The organism is Massilia puerhi, from assembly GCF_009861485.1.
Genome location: NZ_WOFW01000001.1, coordinates 286,590 through 301,530, shown reverse-complemented (window position 1 = coordinate 301,530; position 14,941 = coordinate 286,590). Strand labels below are relative to the sequence as shown.

The window sequence follows — 14,941 nt, the reverse complement described above, 5'->3', positions numbered from 1 at the left end:
ATGCGCGGCGGGCGCCTGCGCATGAGCGTAGAATCAAAAAATCAATTCGGAATAGTGGACTTGCTTTGAAAAACGCTTTCGCCATTGTAACCCTCTCCGGGCTGCTTGCAGGCCTTCTCTCCGGATGTGCTGCCACGCCGCAACAGCAGTCCCTTGCAGCGGGCGAGCAGGCCGGGTCGGGCCAGCACCAAACCGCCGCGCAAGACGGCGAGCCCGTGCTCGACGACGAGGAGCTGGCGGCCAAGCAGCGGGCCGAAGAAGAAGCACGCCTGCCCAAGGTCGAGCTGACGCCGGTCATGCTGGAACAGATGATGAAGGCCGAATTCGCCTTCCGCAATGGCGACTGGCAGGGGCCGTACCTGACCGTCTACAACCTGGCCCAGCGCACCCGCGATCCACGCCTGGCGCGGCGCGCCGCCGAGATGGCGGTGGCCGCCAAGCAGGCCGACGACACCCTGGCCGCGGTGCGCCTGTGGTACCAGCTCGATCCGGAGTCCGACGAAGCGACCCAGTATTTCGTCGGCATGGTCGTCACCTCCGACAAGATCGCCGAACTGGAACCGATTTTCGAGCAGCGCCTGCGCGAAGCGACGCCGGCGCGGCGTGGCGTGCTGCTGTTCCAGGTCCAGCAATTGCTGGGCCGCGCCAAGGACAAGGAAGCGGCGATCGGCATGCTCGAACGCCTGATCGGGCCCTATGAAAACACGATGGAGGCGCGCATCGTGCGCGCCCAGATCGCGCTGGCGCGCGGCGACAAGGCGCTGGCCCGCGGCGAGGCGCAGGCGGCATTGGCCGCCAGGCCGGATGCCGAGCTCGCCCTCTTGATGCTGGCCCAGACCACCGAGGACGAGGCCCAGGTGGTGGCCATGATGCAGAAATTCCTCAAGAGCTATCCGAATGCGGCGGACGTGCGCGCGGCCTATGCCCGGGTGCTAGTCAACCGCAAGGATTATGTCGGCGCGCGGCGCGAGTTCGAGTTGCTGGTCAAGTCGCAGCCCGACAATGCTGCCCATCTGTATGCGCTGGGCATCCTGGCCACGCAAATGAACGACGCGCCTGGCGCCGAAATCTATTTCACCCGCTTCGTGGAAGTGCTGGGGCGTAACCCGGAAGACGAACGCGATCCTTCGCGGGCACTATTGATCCTATCGCAGCTGGCCGAAGAGCGCGGCGACCTGGTCGGCGCCCTGCAATGGCTGGACAAGGTGCCTGAAAACACCGATCCGCAAACCCGCTTCAATACCCAGCTGCGCCGCGCCCACGTGGTGGGCAAGGGCGGCGACCTGGGCAGCGCGCGGCGCCTGCTGGGCGAGATCAAGCCCGAGGAACCGGCGCGCCAGGCGCAAGTCATGGCGGCCGAGGCGCAATTGCTGCGCGAAGCGAACCAGCTCGACGCAGCCTATCAGGTGATGGAGGCGGCCACCGGGCGCTTCCCCAAGAACCCTGACCTGCTGTACGACTTCGCGCTGCTGGCCGAGAAGCTGGGCAAGGTCGATGTGATGGAAGCGCAATTGCGTGAGGTAATGGCGCAGGCGCCGGACAACCACCACGCCTACAACGCCCTCGGCTATTCGCTGGCCGAGCGCAATGTGCGCCTGCAGGAGGCCTACGGCCTGATCGCCAAGGCGCTCGAGATGGCGCCGGACGATCCCTTCATCATGGACAGCATGGGTTGGGTCCATTACCGGATGGGCAACCTGGCCGAAGCCGAGAAATACCTGAGCCGTGCCTACGGCCTGCGCAAGGATCCCGAGATCGCGGTCCACCTGGGCGAGGTACTGTGGCAGAAGGGGGACAAGACGGCGGCCCAGAAACTGTGGCGCGAGGCGCGCGCCAAGGATCCACAGAACGACACGCTGCGCACGACGCTGGCGCGCTTGCGGCTGTCCCTGTGAAATAATCCAGCCTGGCGGCGGCCGGCCTTGCGCTGTCCGCCGCGTTCGTTCAACTTTCGATCTTCCCTATGCCGCTGACCCGACGTCTTACCCTGCTTGCCTTCGCCGCCGCCCTGGCCGGTTGCGCCACCAGCACCGCCAAGCTGTCCACCGCCACGGTGGGCGATTACCGCGATACCATTGATTTGTCGGGCAAGCTGTCGGTCAATTATCAAAAAGATGGCAGGCAAGAGTCGATCACCGGCAATTTCAATTGGGAGCAGCGACCTGGGGCAATTGACGTTGCCCTGATCTCGCCGCTGGGCCAGACCGTGGCCACGATCAATGTCACGCCCAATTCGGCGACCCTGGTGCAGGGTGGCCAGGCGCCGCGCACGGCCGACGATATCGACAGCCTGACCCAGCAGGCCTTGGGCTGGCCGCTGCCGGTGTCGGGCCTGCGCGACTGGCTGCAGGGCTATGCGCTCGACGCGCAGGGGCAGCGCTTTCGCGCTTCGCCGGCCAACAATAGTGTGACGACCAGGGATGGCTGGCGCCTGCGCTTCGTCGAATGGCAGGATCCGGCGGCGCCGCAGCCGGCCCCGCGCCTGATCCAGGCCGAGCGCGCCGCCTCGGGCGACATCACGGACCTGGCGATCCGCATCGTTGTCTTGCCGGCGGCTTGATCCATGCGTTCGCTGCACGATTGCCCGGCCCCGGCCAAGCTGAACCTGTTCTTGCACGTCACCGGCCGTCGCGCCGACGGCTATCACTTGCTGCAAAGCGTGTTCCAATTGATCGACCGCGCCGACCGGCTGCACTTCGACGTGCGCGACGATGACGTCATCCACCGCACCAACGAGGTGCCGGGCGTGCCGGAGGACCAGGACCTGGTCATCCGCGCGCTGCGCCTGCTGCAGGCCGAGTACGCGCGCCGGCATGGCCACCTGCCGCCCGGCATCTCGGTGGCGGTGGAAAAAATCTTGCCCATGGGCGGCGGTCTCGGTGGCGGCTCGTCGGATGCGGCAACGGCGCTGATGGCGGCCAACGCCTTGTGGGATGCCGGCTTGACGCGCGAAGAGTTGATGGCGCTGGGCCTGCCGCTGGGGGCCGACATTCCGTTCTTCCTGTTCGGAGAGACCGCCTTCGCGGAGGGCGTGGGCGAGGCCTTGCAGGCGGTGCCGGGGCCGGATTGCTGGTATGTGGTGATCGAGCCTGGCGTGGCCGTGCCGACGCCCGCAATTTTTTCTGCGCCGGATTTGACAAGAGATTCAAAGCCGGTCAGAATAGCGGACTTTTCCAGGCACACCGATTCATGCACTACGGTTGGTTTTGGGAAAAATGATTTGCAGGACGTGGCGATGCGCCTGTTCCCGCCGGTGGCAGAGGCGGTTGAATGGTTGAGCAGCCATGGCGATGCCAGGATGACTGGCTCAGGGGCGTGCGTGTTTTGCGCGTTCTCCAGCGAAGACGCTGCCAACCTGGTGTTGGCGCAAGTGCCGGGCAGGTGGACGGCATGGAAAGCGAAGTCGTTGAAGACACACCCGCTGATGAAATCGCTCTTGCAAATCACTAGGTTGTAGAATAAAATCTTGCCTGTCGCAGCACTGGTAGCACTGGTAGCACGCAGCGGCAAGCAGTAAAGGTCGTGTAGGGGAATCGCCAAGCTGGTTAAGGCACCGGATTTTGATTCCGGCATACCAAGGTTCGAATCCTTGTTCCCCTGCCAAAGTTTTCTTGTCCTGTCGATGCCGTAGCGTCCAGCAAGAAGATTCGCGATGTGGTGCCGAGCGCCCCGTCAGCAAGCTAATCAGCCGGTTAATCCGGCTGATTGTTTTTCTACCGTATTAACGCTTCTTACCTTTTGGGACTCCCATGGCTTACGAAAACCTGATGGTTTTTACCGGCAATGCCAATCCGGCACTAGCAGAGGGGGTCGCAAAAAGCCTCGGCATTCCTCTCGGTAAAGCAGTCGTCTCGAAGTTCTCCGACGGCGAAGTCATGGTCGAGATCAACGAGAACGTGCGCGGCAAGGACGTCTTCGTCCTGCAATCGACTTGCGCCCCGACCAACGACAGCCTGATGGAAATCATGCTGATGGTCGACGCCCTCAAGCGCGCTTCGGCCGGCCGCATCACCGCCGCCATTCCTTACTTCGGTTACGCCCGCCAGGACCGCCGCCCGCGTTCGGCGCGTGTCGCGATCTCGGCCAAGGTCGTCGCGAACATGCTCGAAGAAGCCGGCGTCGAGCGCGTCCTGATCATGGACTTGCACGCTGACCAGATTCAAGGTTTCTTCGACATCCCGGTCGACAATATCTATGCGTCGCCGATCCTGCTGGGCGACCTGCAGAAGCGCAACTACGACGACCTGCTGGTCGTGTCGCCCGACGTCGGCGGCGTGGTGCGTGCCCGTGCCCTGGCCAAGCGCCTGGGCTGCGACCTGGCGATCATCGACAAGCGTCGCCCGAAGGCGAACGTGTCGGAAGTGATGAACATCATCGGTGAAGTCGAAGGCCGCAACTGCGTGATCATGGATGACATGGTCGATACCGCAGGCACGCTGTGCAAGGCTGCCGAAGTGCTCAAGGAGCGCGGCGCCAAGAAGGTGGTTGCCTACTGTACCCACCCAGTGCTGTCCGGCCCGGCGATCGATCGCATTGCGAACTCGCCGCTCGACGAGCTGGTCGTTACCGACACCATTCCACTCAGCGCCGCTGGCGCCGCCTGCGAAAAAATCCGCCAAGTGTCGTGCGCGCCGCTGCTGGCCGAGACCTTCAAGCGGATCGTCAAGGGCGACTCGGTGATTTCGCTGTTCGTCGACTAAGCTGATCAGTCGCTGGTTTTCGCGGCGCGCCTGGCTCCAAAAGCCGGCGCGCCGTTGTAGCATTCGGGATTTACCGTATTTCTTGAGCGCGCACGCTGGCGCTCGTTCTTGATTGTCCCTGGTCGCGGGGACGGTCACCACTGGGTAGCCGGGTCGTGGAAAATTCTGCGGCATTCGGGCCCGATTTATTTGGAGTTTCACATGAAAGTAGTCGCTTTTAACCGCACTCAACAGGGCACCGGAGCGAGCCGCCGCCTGCGCAACGCTGGCCAGACCCCAGGCATCATCTACGGTGGCACCGAAGCCCCGGCACTGATCGCCCTGGACGGCAACGCGTTGTACCACGCGCTCAAGAAAGAAGCATTCCACGGTTCCGTGCTGGATCTGGAAATCGACGGCAAGACCCAGCAAGTGCTGCTGCGTGACTTCCAGATGCACGCATTCAAGCAACTGGTCCTGCACGCTGACTTCCAGCGCGTCGACACCTCGAAGCCAATCCACACCAAGGTCACCCTGCACTTCGTGAACGCCGAGATCTCGCCTGCCGTCAAGCTGAGCAGCGCTGTGATCTCGCACGTGCTGAACGAAGTCGAAGTGTCCTGCCTGCCAGGTCAACTGCCAGAGTTCATCGAAGTCGACCTGTCGAAGCTGGAAGCCGGCCAGTCGATCCACACCGGCGACCTGGTCCTGCCAGAAGGCGTGACCGCGCTGACCCACGGCCAGAACCTGACCGTTGTCACCTCGTCGATCCCACGTGGCGCAGCCGCTGCTGCTGACGCTGCCGAGTAATATCGGCTGATCGCGCCGCTCCGGCGGCGCGTCGCATGAAAACCCGCCGTGGCTTGCCCGGCGGGTTTTTGTTTTTGCGATGGCGCCGGTTTGACGCCCGTTATGTACGCCGAGCACCGTGTTTAGGCGATAATCGATCTTTTCCCAAAAGACCCACGCATGTCCATTCGTCTGATCGTCGGCCTCGGCAACCCTGGCCCGGAATATGAACAAACCCGCCACAACGCCGGCTTCTGGCTGGTCGACAACCTGGCCAACAGCCTGCCTGGCTGCCGCCTGCAGCGCGAATCGCGTTTCAATGCGCTGGTGGCCAAGACCTCGATCTCGGGCAATGACGTCTGGCTGCTCGAACCGCAGACCTATATGAACCGTTCCGGCCAGTCGGTCGGCGCGCTGGCGCGTTTTTATAAAATCAATCCGGACGAAGTGCTGGTCGTGCACGACGAGCTCGACCTGATGCCGGGTGTCGCCAAGCTCAAGAAGGGCGGTTCTTCGGGCGGCCACAATGGCTTGAAGGACATCACCGCCGCGCTCGGCACCCAGGAATACTGGCGCCTGCGCCTGGGCATCGGCCATCCGCGCAGCCTGAGCCTGCAGCAAGCCGTCGCCGATTTCGTGCTGCACCGCCCGCGCCGCGACGAGCAAAGCCTGATCGAGGAATCGATCGACAAGAGCCTGCGCATCATCCCGCTGGTGTGCGAAGGCAAGCTCGATGTGGCCACGATGCAGTTGCACACAGCCTGAACCTCATCCGCCCCTGACCACGACCTGCGAGCGCAGGTCGCGCACCATGCGCTCGAGCGCTGGCCGCATGCGCCGGTAGTCGTCGGGCGAGCAGGTCGCCGCCGTATGCCGGAACTTGAGCTGGCGCTTGACCGTCACCAGCGCACCCCGCCGCTGGTAGTGCGAGCGATAGGCGAAATTGATATCTTCTACCTTGATGGCGCGCGGCAGGGCCAGCACCTGCGCGCGTTTCGGCAGGTAGAAGCGCAGTTCGTCCTCGGCATCGATCGATGGACACACGAAATCCTGGCGCCGCTCGGGCTCTTGCGTGAAGGCGAACACGGCGTCGCCCAATCCTCCCCAGAAATTGTAGGTGGTAGCCAGCCCGGCCGGGCCCGGCAATTGCGTGAAACCGCTGCTGGCGCCGCGGAACGACAGCGTATAGTCGTCGGCCACGCCCTCGGTATCGCCCGGCTCGAGCACGCCGCCGCCTTGCTGGCCGAGCCCTTGCAGCATCCGTTCGACGAAGCGGTCGCGCTCGGCCGGTGGCGTGGCGCGCACCACGCGCCGGTAGGGCTCGGCCTGGGCGCCGCTACTGGTGCGCGTGACCCTGAAGCGGCTGCTGCCATCGGACTGGATGTCGAACTGGGTAAACGTGCGGCTGCGCGCCGGCTGGAAGAAGGGGATCAGCGCGAACTGGCCGGAACGCGCCAGTACCGCAGGCTTGCCGAGCAGGGACGCGGGCAGGAAGCCGCCCGCCACCGATTCGGCGGTCGGGTCGAGATACAGCTGCAGCGAGGGGATATAGACGATCGCGTGGTTCAGCACGCCCAGCGTGGGCACATCGGGCAGGCGATAGGCGTCGCCATTGTTGACCAGCGCCACGGTGCTGTCGATGCCGGCACTGGCCAGCAGGGCCTCGAGCAGGGTGGCGTGGTCCTTGCAGTCGCCGTAGCGGTTGGCCAGCACGCTGGCCGCCGGGTGCGGCACCACGCCGCCGGGGCCGAGATAGACGCCGACATAGCGCACGTTCTTGCGCACCCAGTCGGACAGGGCGATCGCGCGGCTGCGGCGCTCGACCATGCCATTGGTGATGGTGGCCGCCAGCGCCGCCACGGTATCGTCGGGCAGCGCCTTGCCGGCGGCGCGTTCCTGGTAGGCGCGCGCGAAGGCGGCGTAGTCGGGGAAGGTCGACACCGCGAGCCGCTTGCCGTAGTCGAGATAACTGACCGACGCGGCCTCGAGGCGCGCGTTGTCGCCGTCGGCATAGCGCCAGGCGTAGCGGCGCTTGCCGACGGCGAGCGCGGGCGTGCTGGTGGCGGCGATCGGGTCGAAACCGGCCGCATCGGCGTGCAGCGGCATCGAGGCCGGCATGTCGTAGATCAGGCGGAAGTCGCGCTGGCGCTGGAAGCGCGCCGAGGTCAGGTCTTCGAAGTGGCCGGGAAACAGCGGCGTGTGGCGCCGCACGACGTAGCGCACCGCGACCTTGTCGCCGGCCTCGACGTCGGGGAAGACGACGATCTTGAGGCGGGTGTCCTGGAACATGGGGGCGTCGATCGAGGCGGCTTCTTGCTGGTCGCGGATCTGGTGCGGCTGCACCGCCAGGCGCCGGCCGTCGGCCTTGTGGGTATGCGCCTCGACGGAGATGACTTCGTCGAGCGACTGGTTGTAGCCGATGTAGAACTGGCCGTGCTCGTGCAGCGCCGCGCGGTTGACGATGGTCTTGGCCTGCTCGACCGTGAGCGTGTAGCCGCCGCCGGTCTCGACCACGAAGTGCTGGACGTGGCGGTCGACGATCACCGAGCGGTCGGTGCCGCTGTCGGCCTCGAGCGCACGCGCCGCTGCGGGCAGCAGACTCAGCAATGGGCATAGAAGCAGGCACAGCATGACGACGAAGCGCAGATGCATGACACTCTCCGGACACGCGACCGACTCATGGTACGCAGGGGGGACTCGGCAGATTTGATCGGGCACAAGCACGCGCTTGTTGCGATGTTGTCGCGATATTCCTGCGATAATTTCGGCATGAAGGCGCTCACATTTCACGCCGGGCCCCTGGCCATGGCGCAGATTGCAGAACACGGCTTGCGGGCCCAGGACGTGGCCATCGTGCCGGCCGCGGCCGGCGGGCCCAAGGGGCTGATCTTCCAGTCGCTGGACCAGTGGCTGTTTGGCGAGTGGTTTCCGGCGCAGCCGCGCGAACGCACGCTGATCGGCGCCTCGATCGGCGCCTGGCGCATGGCCGCGGCCTGCCAGAAGGATCCGGTCAAGGCGTTCGCCCTGCTGGGGCAGTTGTATGCGGGGCAGCGCTACGCGCGCCTCAAGCCGACGCCGCAAGACATCGACGAGGTCGTGCAGGGCCTGTTGAGTGAACTGGTGCGCGGGCATGAAGACGACATCATCAACCACGCGCATTACCGGCTGCATCTGCTGACCGTACGCGGCCTGCGTTCGCTGGCGGCGCCGGCGCACCGCCATGCCGAGCTGCGCGGCTTCGTGTCGGCCGCGCTGCACAATGCCGGTTCGCGCGCCTGGCTGGGACGCCTGATGGAGCGGGTCGTGATTGGCGATGCGCGTAGCCAGGCGCCCTGGCTGCGCGAGCGCTTCGACAGTTTCAATACGCATTTCTCGCGGCTCACGCGCGACAACCTGGCGCCGGGCTTGCTGGCTTCGGGCACGCTGCCGCTGCTCATGAAGGCGGTGACGGGCATCGCCGAGGCGCCCGCCGGCAGCTATTGGGATGGCGGCATCATCGACTACCACCTGGCGCTGCCGTATTCCAGGGCGCAGGGCGAGCTGGTCTTGTACCCGCACTTTACCCAGCACATCGTGCCGGGCTGGCTCGACAAGGGTTTCCCGTGGAGAAGGGCGGCGCGTGGGGCCAACCGTGGCTGGCTCGATAATGTCTTGCTGGTGGCGCCGTCCGAGGCATTCCTGCGCACGCTGCCGCGCGGCAAATTGCCGGACCGGGCCGACTTCAAGTTCCATGGCCTGGACCATGACGCGCGGATTCGCCACTGGAAGCGCGCGATCGGCGAAGGAGAGCGCCTGCGCGATGAGTTGGCCGAGTTCGCCTTGCGGCCGGACCTGGGCCGCGTCCAGCCGATCTAGCTTGTCAGAGTGAAAACTCGGGCGTTGTAGCAGCCATTGGCAGCGCCGTTTTTTGCGGCAGCTTCGCCGGTCCGGGTTACAATGCAGGGTTTAGAGCGGTTGCTTGATCGCTCGCGTTTATCGAATCTGAAAGAGTTCCCATGACCCTCAAATGCGGCATCGTCGGCCTGCCCAACGTTGGCAAATCCACCCTGTTCAACGCACTGACCAAGGCCGGCATCCCGGCTGAAAACTACCCGTTCTGCACCATCGAGCCGAACGTGGGCGTGGTCGAGGTGCCGGATCCGCGCATCGATGCGCTGTCGGCCATCGTCAAGCCGGAACGCGTGGTCAAGGCCATCGTCGAATTCGTCGACATCGCGGGCCTGGTGGCCGGCGCCTCGAAGGGCGAGGGCCTGGGCAACCAGTTCCTGTCGCACATCCGCGAAACCGACGCCATCGTCAACGTGGTGCGCTGCTTCGAAGACCCGAACGTGATCCACGTGGCCGGCAAGGTCAGCCCGATCGACGACATCGAAGTCATCCAGACCGAGCTGGCGCTGGCCGACATGGGCACCGTCGAGAAAGCCATCCACCGCGAGCAGAAGAAGGCGCGCTCGGGCGACAAGGACGCGGCCAAGCTGGTCGCCCTGCTCGAACGCGTGCTGCCGCACCTGAACGAAGGCCAGCCAGTGCGCACCATCGGCCTGGATGCCGAAGAAATGGCGATCATCTATCCGCTGCACCTGATCACCGCCAAGCCGGCGATGTTTGTGGCCAATGTGTCGGATACCGGTTTCAAGGACAACCCGCTGCTGGACCAGCTGACCGAGTTCGCCAACAAGCAGAACGCGCCGATCGTGGCCATTTGCGCGTCGATCGAATCGGAAATCGCCGAGATGGACGATGCCGACAAGGCTGATTTCCTGGGCGATATGGGTATGGACGAACCGGGCCTGGATCGTCTGATCCGCGCGGCGTTCAAGCTGCTGGGTCTGCAGACTTACTTCACGGCCGGTGTGAAGGAAGTGCGCGCCTGGACCGTGGCGATCGGCGCGACCGCGCCGCAGGCTGCCGGCGTGATCCACACCGACTTCGAGCGTGGCTTCATTCGCGCGCAGACCATTTCGTATGATGATTTCCTGACCTACAAAGGGGAGTCGGGCGCCAAGGAAGCGGGCAAGATGCGCGCCGAGGGCAAGGAATACATCGTCAAGGATGGCGATGTGTTGAACTTCCTGTTCAACGTCTGATCTTCAAAAGGGCTCTTCGGAGCCCTTTTTTGCGCCGGTACGAATTTCGCCATGCCAGGCCCCGGGTCGGCAATATGGTCAAAGAGCTATGCCAGCCACCCCGATTGCTGCCATACTATCCGCCTCCACCGTACGACCGCGACAGCATGGCCACTCTCTCCGAACTCGTCATCTACCCGATCAAATCCTGCGCCGGCCTGTCCGTCCCCGAAGCCCGCCTCGCCCTCGACGGCCTGTCGGCGGGCGGCGTGCACGACCGCGAATGGATGGTAGTCACCCGCGAAGGCCTGTTCCTGACCCAGCGCGAATACCCGCGCATGGCAACCGTCACTCCACGCATCGAGGCAAATGAACTGGTGGTCGACGCCCCCGGCTTGCCCGCCATCGGCCTGCCGCTCGCGCATGACCCGGATGCACCGGCCATCGAAGTGCTCATCTGGGACGACCATGTCATAGCCGCCGACTGCGGCGAGCATGCCGCCGCCTGGTTCTCCGACGCCATCGGCGCGCCATGCCGCCTGGTGCGCTTCCGCCCCGACGTCCACCGTCCAACCAGCACCAAATGGACGGGAACCGATGGCCCACCGGCAGCCTCCCGTTTCTCCGATGGCTACCCGATCCTGCTGATCGGCCAGTCCTCGCTCGACGACCTGAACACCAGGCTGAACAATGCCGGTCGCGAACAACTGCCCATGAACCGCTTCCGCCCCAATATGGTCGTGCAGGGCATCGACGCCTTCGAAGAAGACTTCGTGGCCGCCTTCACCGATGGCGACATCAGCCTGCGCCCCGTCAAACCCTGCGCCCGCTGCCCCATCCCCTCGGTCGACCAGTCCACCGGCGTCCCCGGCCCCGACCCGCTCGACATCCTGCAAACCTACCGCGCCAACGCCCGCATGGACGGCGCCGTCACGCTGGGCATGAATGTCGTCGTCCAGTCCGGCATCGGCCTCACCCTGCGCGTCGGCCAGGAGCTGGACGCCGAGCTCGCTTTCTAAGCCCCCGCACGCGCTCCGCCGCCGCCAGCGACACCGCGACACTGTCGCAAATTCGCCCATCCGCCGGTAAGGACAGGCGTTTTTTCATATCCAAGCAAGGGTGGATGGCGTAATGTTACGGTTATTGCTGAAAGGAATGCTCCATGCATGAGCCGAGCGCGTCGACGCGAGAACTGATGGCGGAAAACCAGACCTTGCGCGCGCGCATGGCGTACCTGCTCGAGCAGGCCGAACGCAACCACGAAATCATGTGCCGCCACCAGGCCTTCGACCTGCAGATCGTCGGCGCCGGCAGCTTCCCCGACCTGGTTGGCACGATCTTTCGCACCTTGCCGATCATCTCGGAACTCGACATCGTCACCCTGTCCCTGGTCGACCCCGATGCCGACATCTACACGGTCATGCACCGCCTGGGCGTCGATTTCGAACAGTTCCCCAACCTGATGTTCTGTGAACACGCGGTCGAACTCGGCTTCGACATGTCGCCCGAGCGGCGCCCGCTGCCGATCCTGGGCGCGTATGCGCCGTCCCGGCACTGCGCCATGTTCCCGCATCCGCCAGCCGGCCTGCAAAGCGTGGCCCTGGTGCCGCTGTTGCGCAACACGCGCCTGATAGGCAGCCTCAACCTGGGCAGCACCGATCCGACCCGCTTCACGCCGAGCCTGGGCACCGATTTCGTCGAGCACATGGGCTCGATCATCGCGATCTGCCTGGAAAACGTGATCAGCAACGAGATGCTCAAGTACATCGGCCTCACCGATTCGCTCACCGGCGTCTACAACCGCCGCTACATGGACCGGCGCCTGCAGGAAGAGATCGCGCGCGCGCGGCGCCAGGGCTATCGCCTGTCCTGCATGTATATCGACATCGACCACTTCAAGCGCGTCAACGATACCGTCGGCCACCAGGGCGGGGACGACGTGCTGCGCGAGGTGTGCGGCCGCATCAAGGCCGAGCTGCGCATGTCGGATGCGCTCGGGCGCTTCGGCGGCGAGGAATTCGTGGTGCTCCTGATCGATGCCGACCTCGACAGCGCGAGCATGGTCGCGCAGCGCATCCGCGCCAGCGTGGCCGCCCATCCGGTGGAGTTGAGCGGCGGCGAGCGGGTCGACGTGACGGTATCGATCGGGGTCGCCGCGCTGTCCGATTTTGCACGCGACAATGCGGTCGAAGGCGTGGCGCAAGACCTGGTGGCGTCGGCCGACGCGGCCCTTTACCAGGCCAAGGCCGGTGGCCGCAACAAAGTCGTCACCTTCGCATAAATTGCGGTACGGTTGGCGGTGCGGCCGCCAACCGTACGACGTCATAGCAGCCGATCTTCGGCCCGGCTGATCGCCTCGCCATCCCCCCGTACCACGATGACATCGCCCGCGGCCAGCACCACCTCCGGCCCCGGCGCCACATCCTCGCCAGCGCGCCGCACCACCGTCACCTCGGCCGCGAGATCCTCCAGACTTAGCTGGGCCAGGCTGCGGCCGACCGCGGCGGCCTGCGCATGCAGCCGCACCGAATGCAGCCGCACATACCCGGGCTCGAGATTGGCAAGGCTGTCGCCCGCCCCGTGGAAGTAGCCGCGCAAGCTCGCATAGCGCTCGTCGCGCGCCGCCTGCACCCGGTGCACCACGCGCCGCAGCGGCACGCCCAGCGTCACCAGCGCGTGCGAGGCCAGCATCAGGCTGCTCTCGAGCGCTTCCGGCACCACCTCGGTGGCGCCGGCCGCCTTGAGCACGTCCATGTCGCCGTCGTCATGGCTGCGCACGATCACCGGCAAGGACGGCGCCAGCTCGTGCACCAGGTGCAGCACCTTCAAGGCCTGGCGCGTATCGGCAAAGGTGATCACCAATGCACTCGCGCGATGAATGCCGGCCGCGACCAGGCTTTCGCGCCGCGCCGCATCGCCATACGAGACGGTGGCGCCGGCCGAGCGCGCCTCTTGCACCCGTTCCGGATCCAGGTCCAGCGCATGCCAGGGCAGCGCTTCTTCCTTGAGCAGGGTGGCCAGGCTCTGGCCGCTGCGCCCGAAGCCGGCGATGATCACGTGCTTCTGGGCCTGCATGGTGCGGGTGGCGATCTGGGTCAGCTGCAGCGACTGCATCATCCACTCGTTGGCCGCCAGCTTCATCGTGATCCGGTCCATCGATCCGATGATAAAGGGCGCGAGCAGCATCGACAGCACCATCGACGCCAGCACCAGCTGCAGCACGAACGGATCGACCAGCTTCGAGCCGGAGGCGTGATTCAATAGCACGAAGCTGAATTCACCGGCCTGGGCCAGCGCCAGGCCGGTGCGCATGGCGGTGCCGGGCGCGGCGCCGAAGGCGCGCGCGAGCAGGGCGATCAGACCGAATTTGAGCAGCACCGGCAACGCCAGCAACAGCAGCACCAGCCACCAGTGCTGGATCACCATGCGCAGGTCGAGCAGCATGCCGATGGTGATGAAGAACAGCCCCAATAGCACGTCGCGAAACGGTTTGATGTCTTCTTCCACCTGATGTTTATAGGGCGTCTCCGAGATCAGCATGCCGGCCACGAAGGCGCCCAGCGCCAGCGACAGGCCGGCCTGCTCGGTGATCCAGGCCGCGCCCAGGGTCACCAGCAGCAGGTTGAGCATGAACAGCTCCTGCGAGCGGCGCTTGGCGACGATCGTGAACCAGCGCCCCATCAGCTTCTGGCCGAAGAACAGCAGCAGCGCCAGTACCAGCGCCGCCTTGAGCGCCTCCACGCCGAGGGTGATGGCCAGGTCTTCCGGATCGCGCGCCAGCGCCGGGATCATGATCAAGAGCGGCACCACCGCCAGGTCCTGGAACAGCAGGATGCCCACGATGCGCCGTCCGTGCTCGCTCTCGAGTTCGAGCCGCTCGGTGAGCAGCTTGACCACGATCGCCGTCGACGACATGGCCAGCGCCCCGCCCAGCGCGAAGGCGGCCTGCCAGCCGAGGGCAATCCGCGGGAAGGCATAGGCCGCCAGCAGAGCGATCCCCATCGCCGCCACGATCGTCGACACCACCTGCGCCAAGCCCAGTCCGAACACGATGCGCCGCATCGCGCGCAGTTGCCCGAGCGAGAATTCGAGCCCGATCGAGAACATCAGGAACACCACCCCGAACTCGCCCAGTGCATGGGTGGTGGGGCTGTCCTCGGCCAGGGCCAGGGCATGGGGGCCGATCAGGACGCCGACGGCCAGGTAGCCGAGCATCGGCGGCAGTTGCAGGCTGCGGAACAGGACCACGCCCAGGACGGCGCAGCCCAGCAGGAGGAGGGTGAGTTCAAGACCGGAATGCATCGGCGGCGTAATGGGCAGGCGGGGCTGGATGTTGGTTTTCTTGCACGCCCGGCGTGTGGTGCGGACCGTGCTTGTTATCGTTTGTTACGACTGGCAAGTTTTTTG

At 65.1% G+C, this 14,941-nt stretch carries 12 protein-coding genes and 1 tRNA gene; 11 read left to right on the top strand and 2 right to left on the bottom strand.

Annotated elements, in window-relative coordinates:
* Positions 1-65: 65 nt before the first annotated feature.
* The 7 genes from GNT67_RS01305 to pth all read left to right on the top strand — a co-directional run bounded on the left by GNT67_RS01305 (position 66) and on the right by pth (position 6,233).
* Positions 66-1,895 carry a tetratricopeptide repeat protein gene (locus GNT67_RS01305; RefSeq protein ID WP_159627866.1) on the top strand — a complete coding sequence of 610 codons (1,830 nt, stop codon included), beginning with the start codon at positions 66-68 and terminating at the stop codon, positions 1,893-1,895.
* Between the two features lie 68 nt (positions 1,896-1,963).
* Positions 1,964-2,560, top strand: a complete 597-nt coding sequence (locus tag GNT67_RS01300) for an outer membrane lipoprotein LolB (RefSeq protein ID WP_159627864.1) — start codon at positions 1,964-1,966, stop codon at positions 2,558-2,560.
* A gap of 3 nt (positions 2,561-2,563) precedes the next feature.
* Positions 2,564-3,457 (top strand): 4-(cytidine 5'-diphospho)-2-C-methyl-D-erythritol kinase, encoded by an 894-nt coding sequence (gene ispE / locus GNT67_RS01295; protein ID WP_159627862.1) that lies wholly within the window; start codon positions 2,564-2,566, stop codon positions 3,455-3,457.
* A 69-nt stretch (positions 3,458-3,526) separates the two neighbouring features.
* Positions 3,527-3,603: transfer RNA gene (locus GNT67_RS01290), tRNA-Gln, on the top strand.
* 146 nt (positions 3,604-3,749) lie between these two features.
* Complete coding sequence (locus GNT67_RS01285; RefSeq protein ID WP_159627860.1) at positions 3,750-4,700, top strand: ribose-phosphate pyrophosphokinase; 951 nt, start codon at positions 3,750-3,752, stop codon at positions 4,698-4,700.
* Between the two features lie 201 nt (positions 4,701-4,901).
* On the top strand, positions 4,902-5,489 hold the full coding sequence (locus GNT67_RS01280; protein WP_159627858.1) for a 50S ribosomal protein L25/general stress protein Ctc: 588 nt from the start codon (positions 4,902-4,904) through the stop codon (positions 5,487-5,489).
* 159 nt (positions 5,490-5,648) lie between these two features.
* Positions 5,649-6,233, top strand: coding sequence for an aminoacyl-tRNA hydrolase (pth, locus tag GNT67_RS01275; protein WP_159627856.1), 585 nt, complete (start codon positions 5,649-5,651; stop codon positions 6,231-6,233).
* 3 nt (positions 6,234-6,236) lie between these two features.
* Here the strand turns inward: pth and GNT67_RS01270 are convergent, their stop codons facing one another.
* On the bottom strand, positions 6,237-8,120 hold the full coding sequence (locus GNT67_RS01270) for a DUF3857 domain-containing transglutaminase family protein (protein ID WP_159627854.1): 1,884 nt from the start codon (positions 8,118-8,120) through the stop codon (positions 6,237-6,239).
* Positions 8,121-8,273: 153 nt separating this feature from the next.
* Here GNT67_RS01270 and GNT67_RS01265 point away from each other — a divergent pair, with 153 nt between their 5' ends.
* The 4 genes from GNT67_RS01265 to GNT67_RS01250 all read left to right on the top strand — a co-directional run bounded on the left by GNT67_RS01265 (position 8,274) and on the right by GNT67_RS01250 (position 12,815).
* Positions 8,274-9,323 carry a patatin-like phospholipase family protein gene (locus tag GNT67_RS01265; RefSeq protein ID WP_159627852.1) on the top strand — a complete coding sequence of 350 codons (1,050 nt, stop codon included), beginning with the start codon at positions 8,274-8,276 and terminating at the stop codon, positions 9,321-9,323.
* A gap of 140 nt (positions 9,324-9,463) precedes the next feature.
* The gene (ychF, locus tag GNT67_RS01260; RefSeq protein ID WP_147936429.1) at positions 9,464-10,555 is read left to right on the top strand and encodes a redox-regulated ATPase YchF; all 1,092 of its coding nucleotides are present in this window, start codon (positions 9,464-9,466) and stop codon (positions 10,553-10,555) included.
* A 146-nt stretch (positions 10,556-10,701) separates the two neighbouring features.
* Positions 10,702-11,553 carry an MOSC domain-containing protein gene (locus GNT67_RS01255; protein WP_159627850.1) on the top strand — a complete coding sequence of 284 codons (852 nt, stop codon included), beginning with the start codon at positions 10,702-10,704 and terminating at the stop codon, positions 11,551-11,553.
* Between the two features lie 143 nt (positions 11,554-11,696).
* On the top strand, positions 11,697-12,815 hold the full coding sequence (locus tag GNT67_RS01250; RefSeq protein WP_159627848.1) for a DUF484 family protein: 1,119 nt from the start codon (positions 11,697-11,699) through the stop codon (positions 12,813-12,815).
* A gap of 41 nt (positions 12,816-12,856) precedes the next feature.
* On the opposite strand, the gene GNT67_RS01245 is transcribed toward GNT67_RS01250, so the two are convergent.
* Positions 12,857-14,836 (bottom strand): monovalent cation:proton antiporter family protein, encoded by a 1,980-nt coding sequence (locus tag GNT67_RS01245; protein ID WP_159627846.1) that lies wholly within the window; start codon positions 14,834-14,836, stop codon positions 12,857-12,859.
* Between the last annotated feature and the right edge of the window lie 105 nt (positions 14,837-14,941).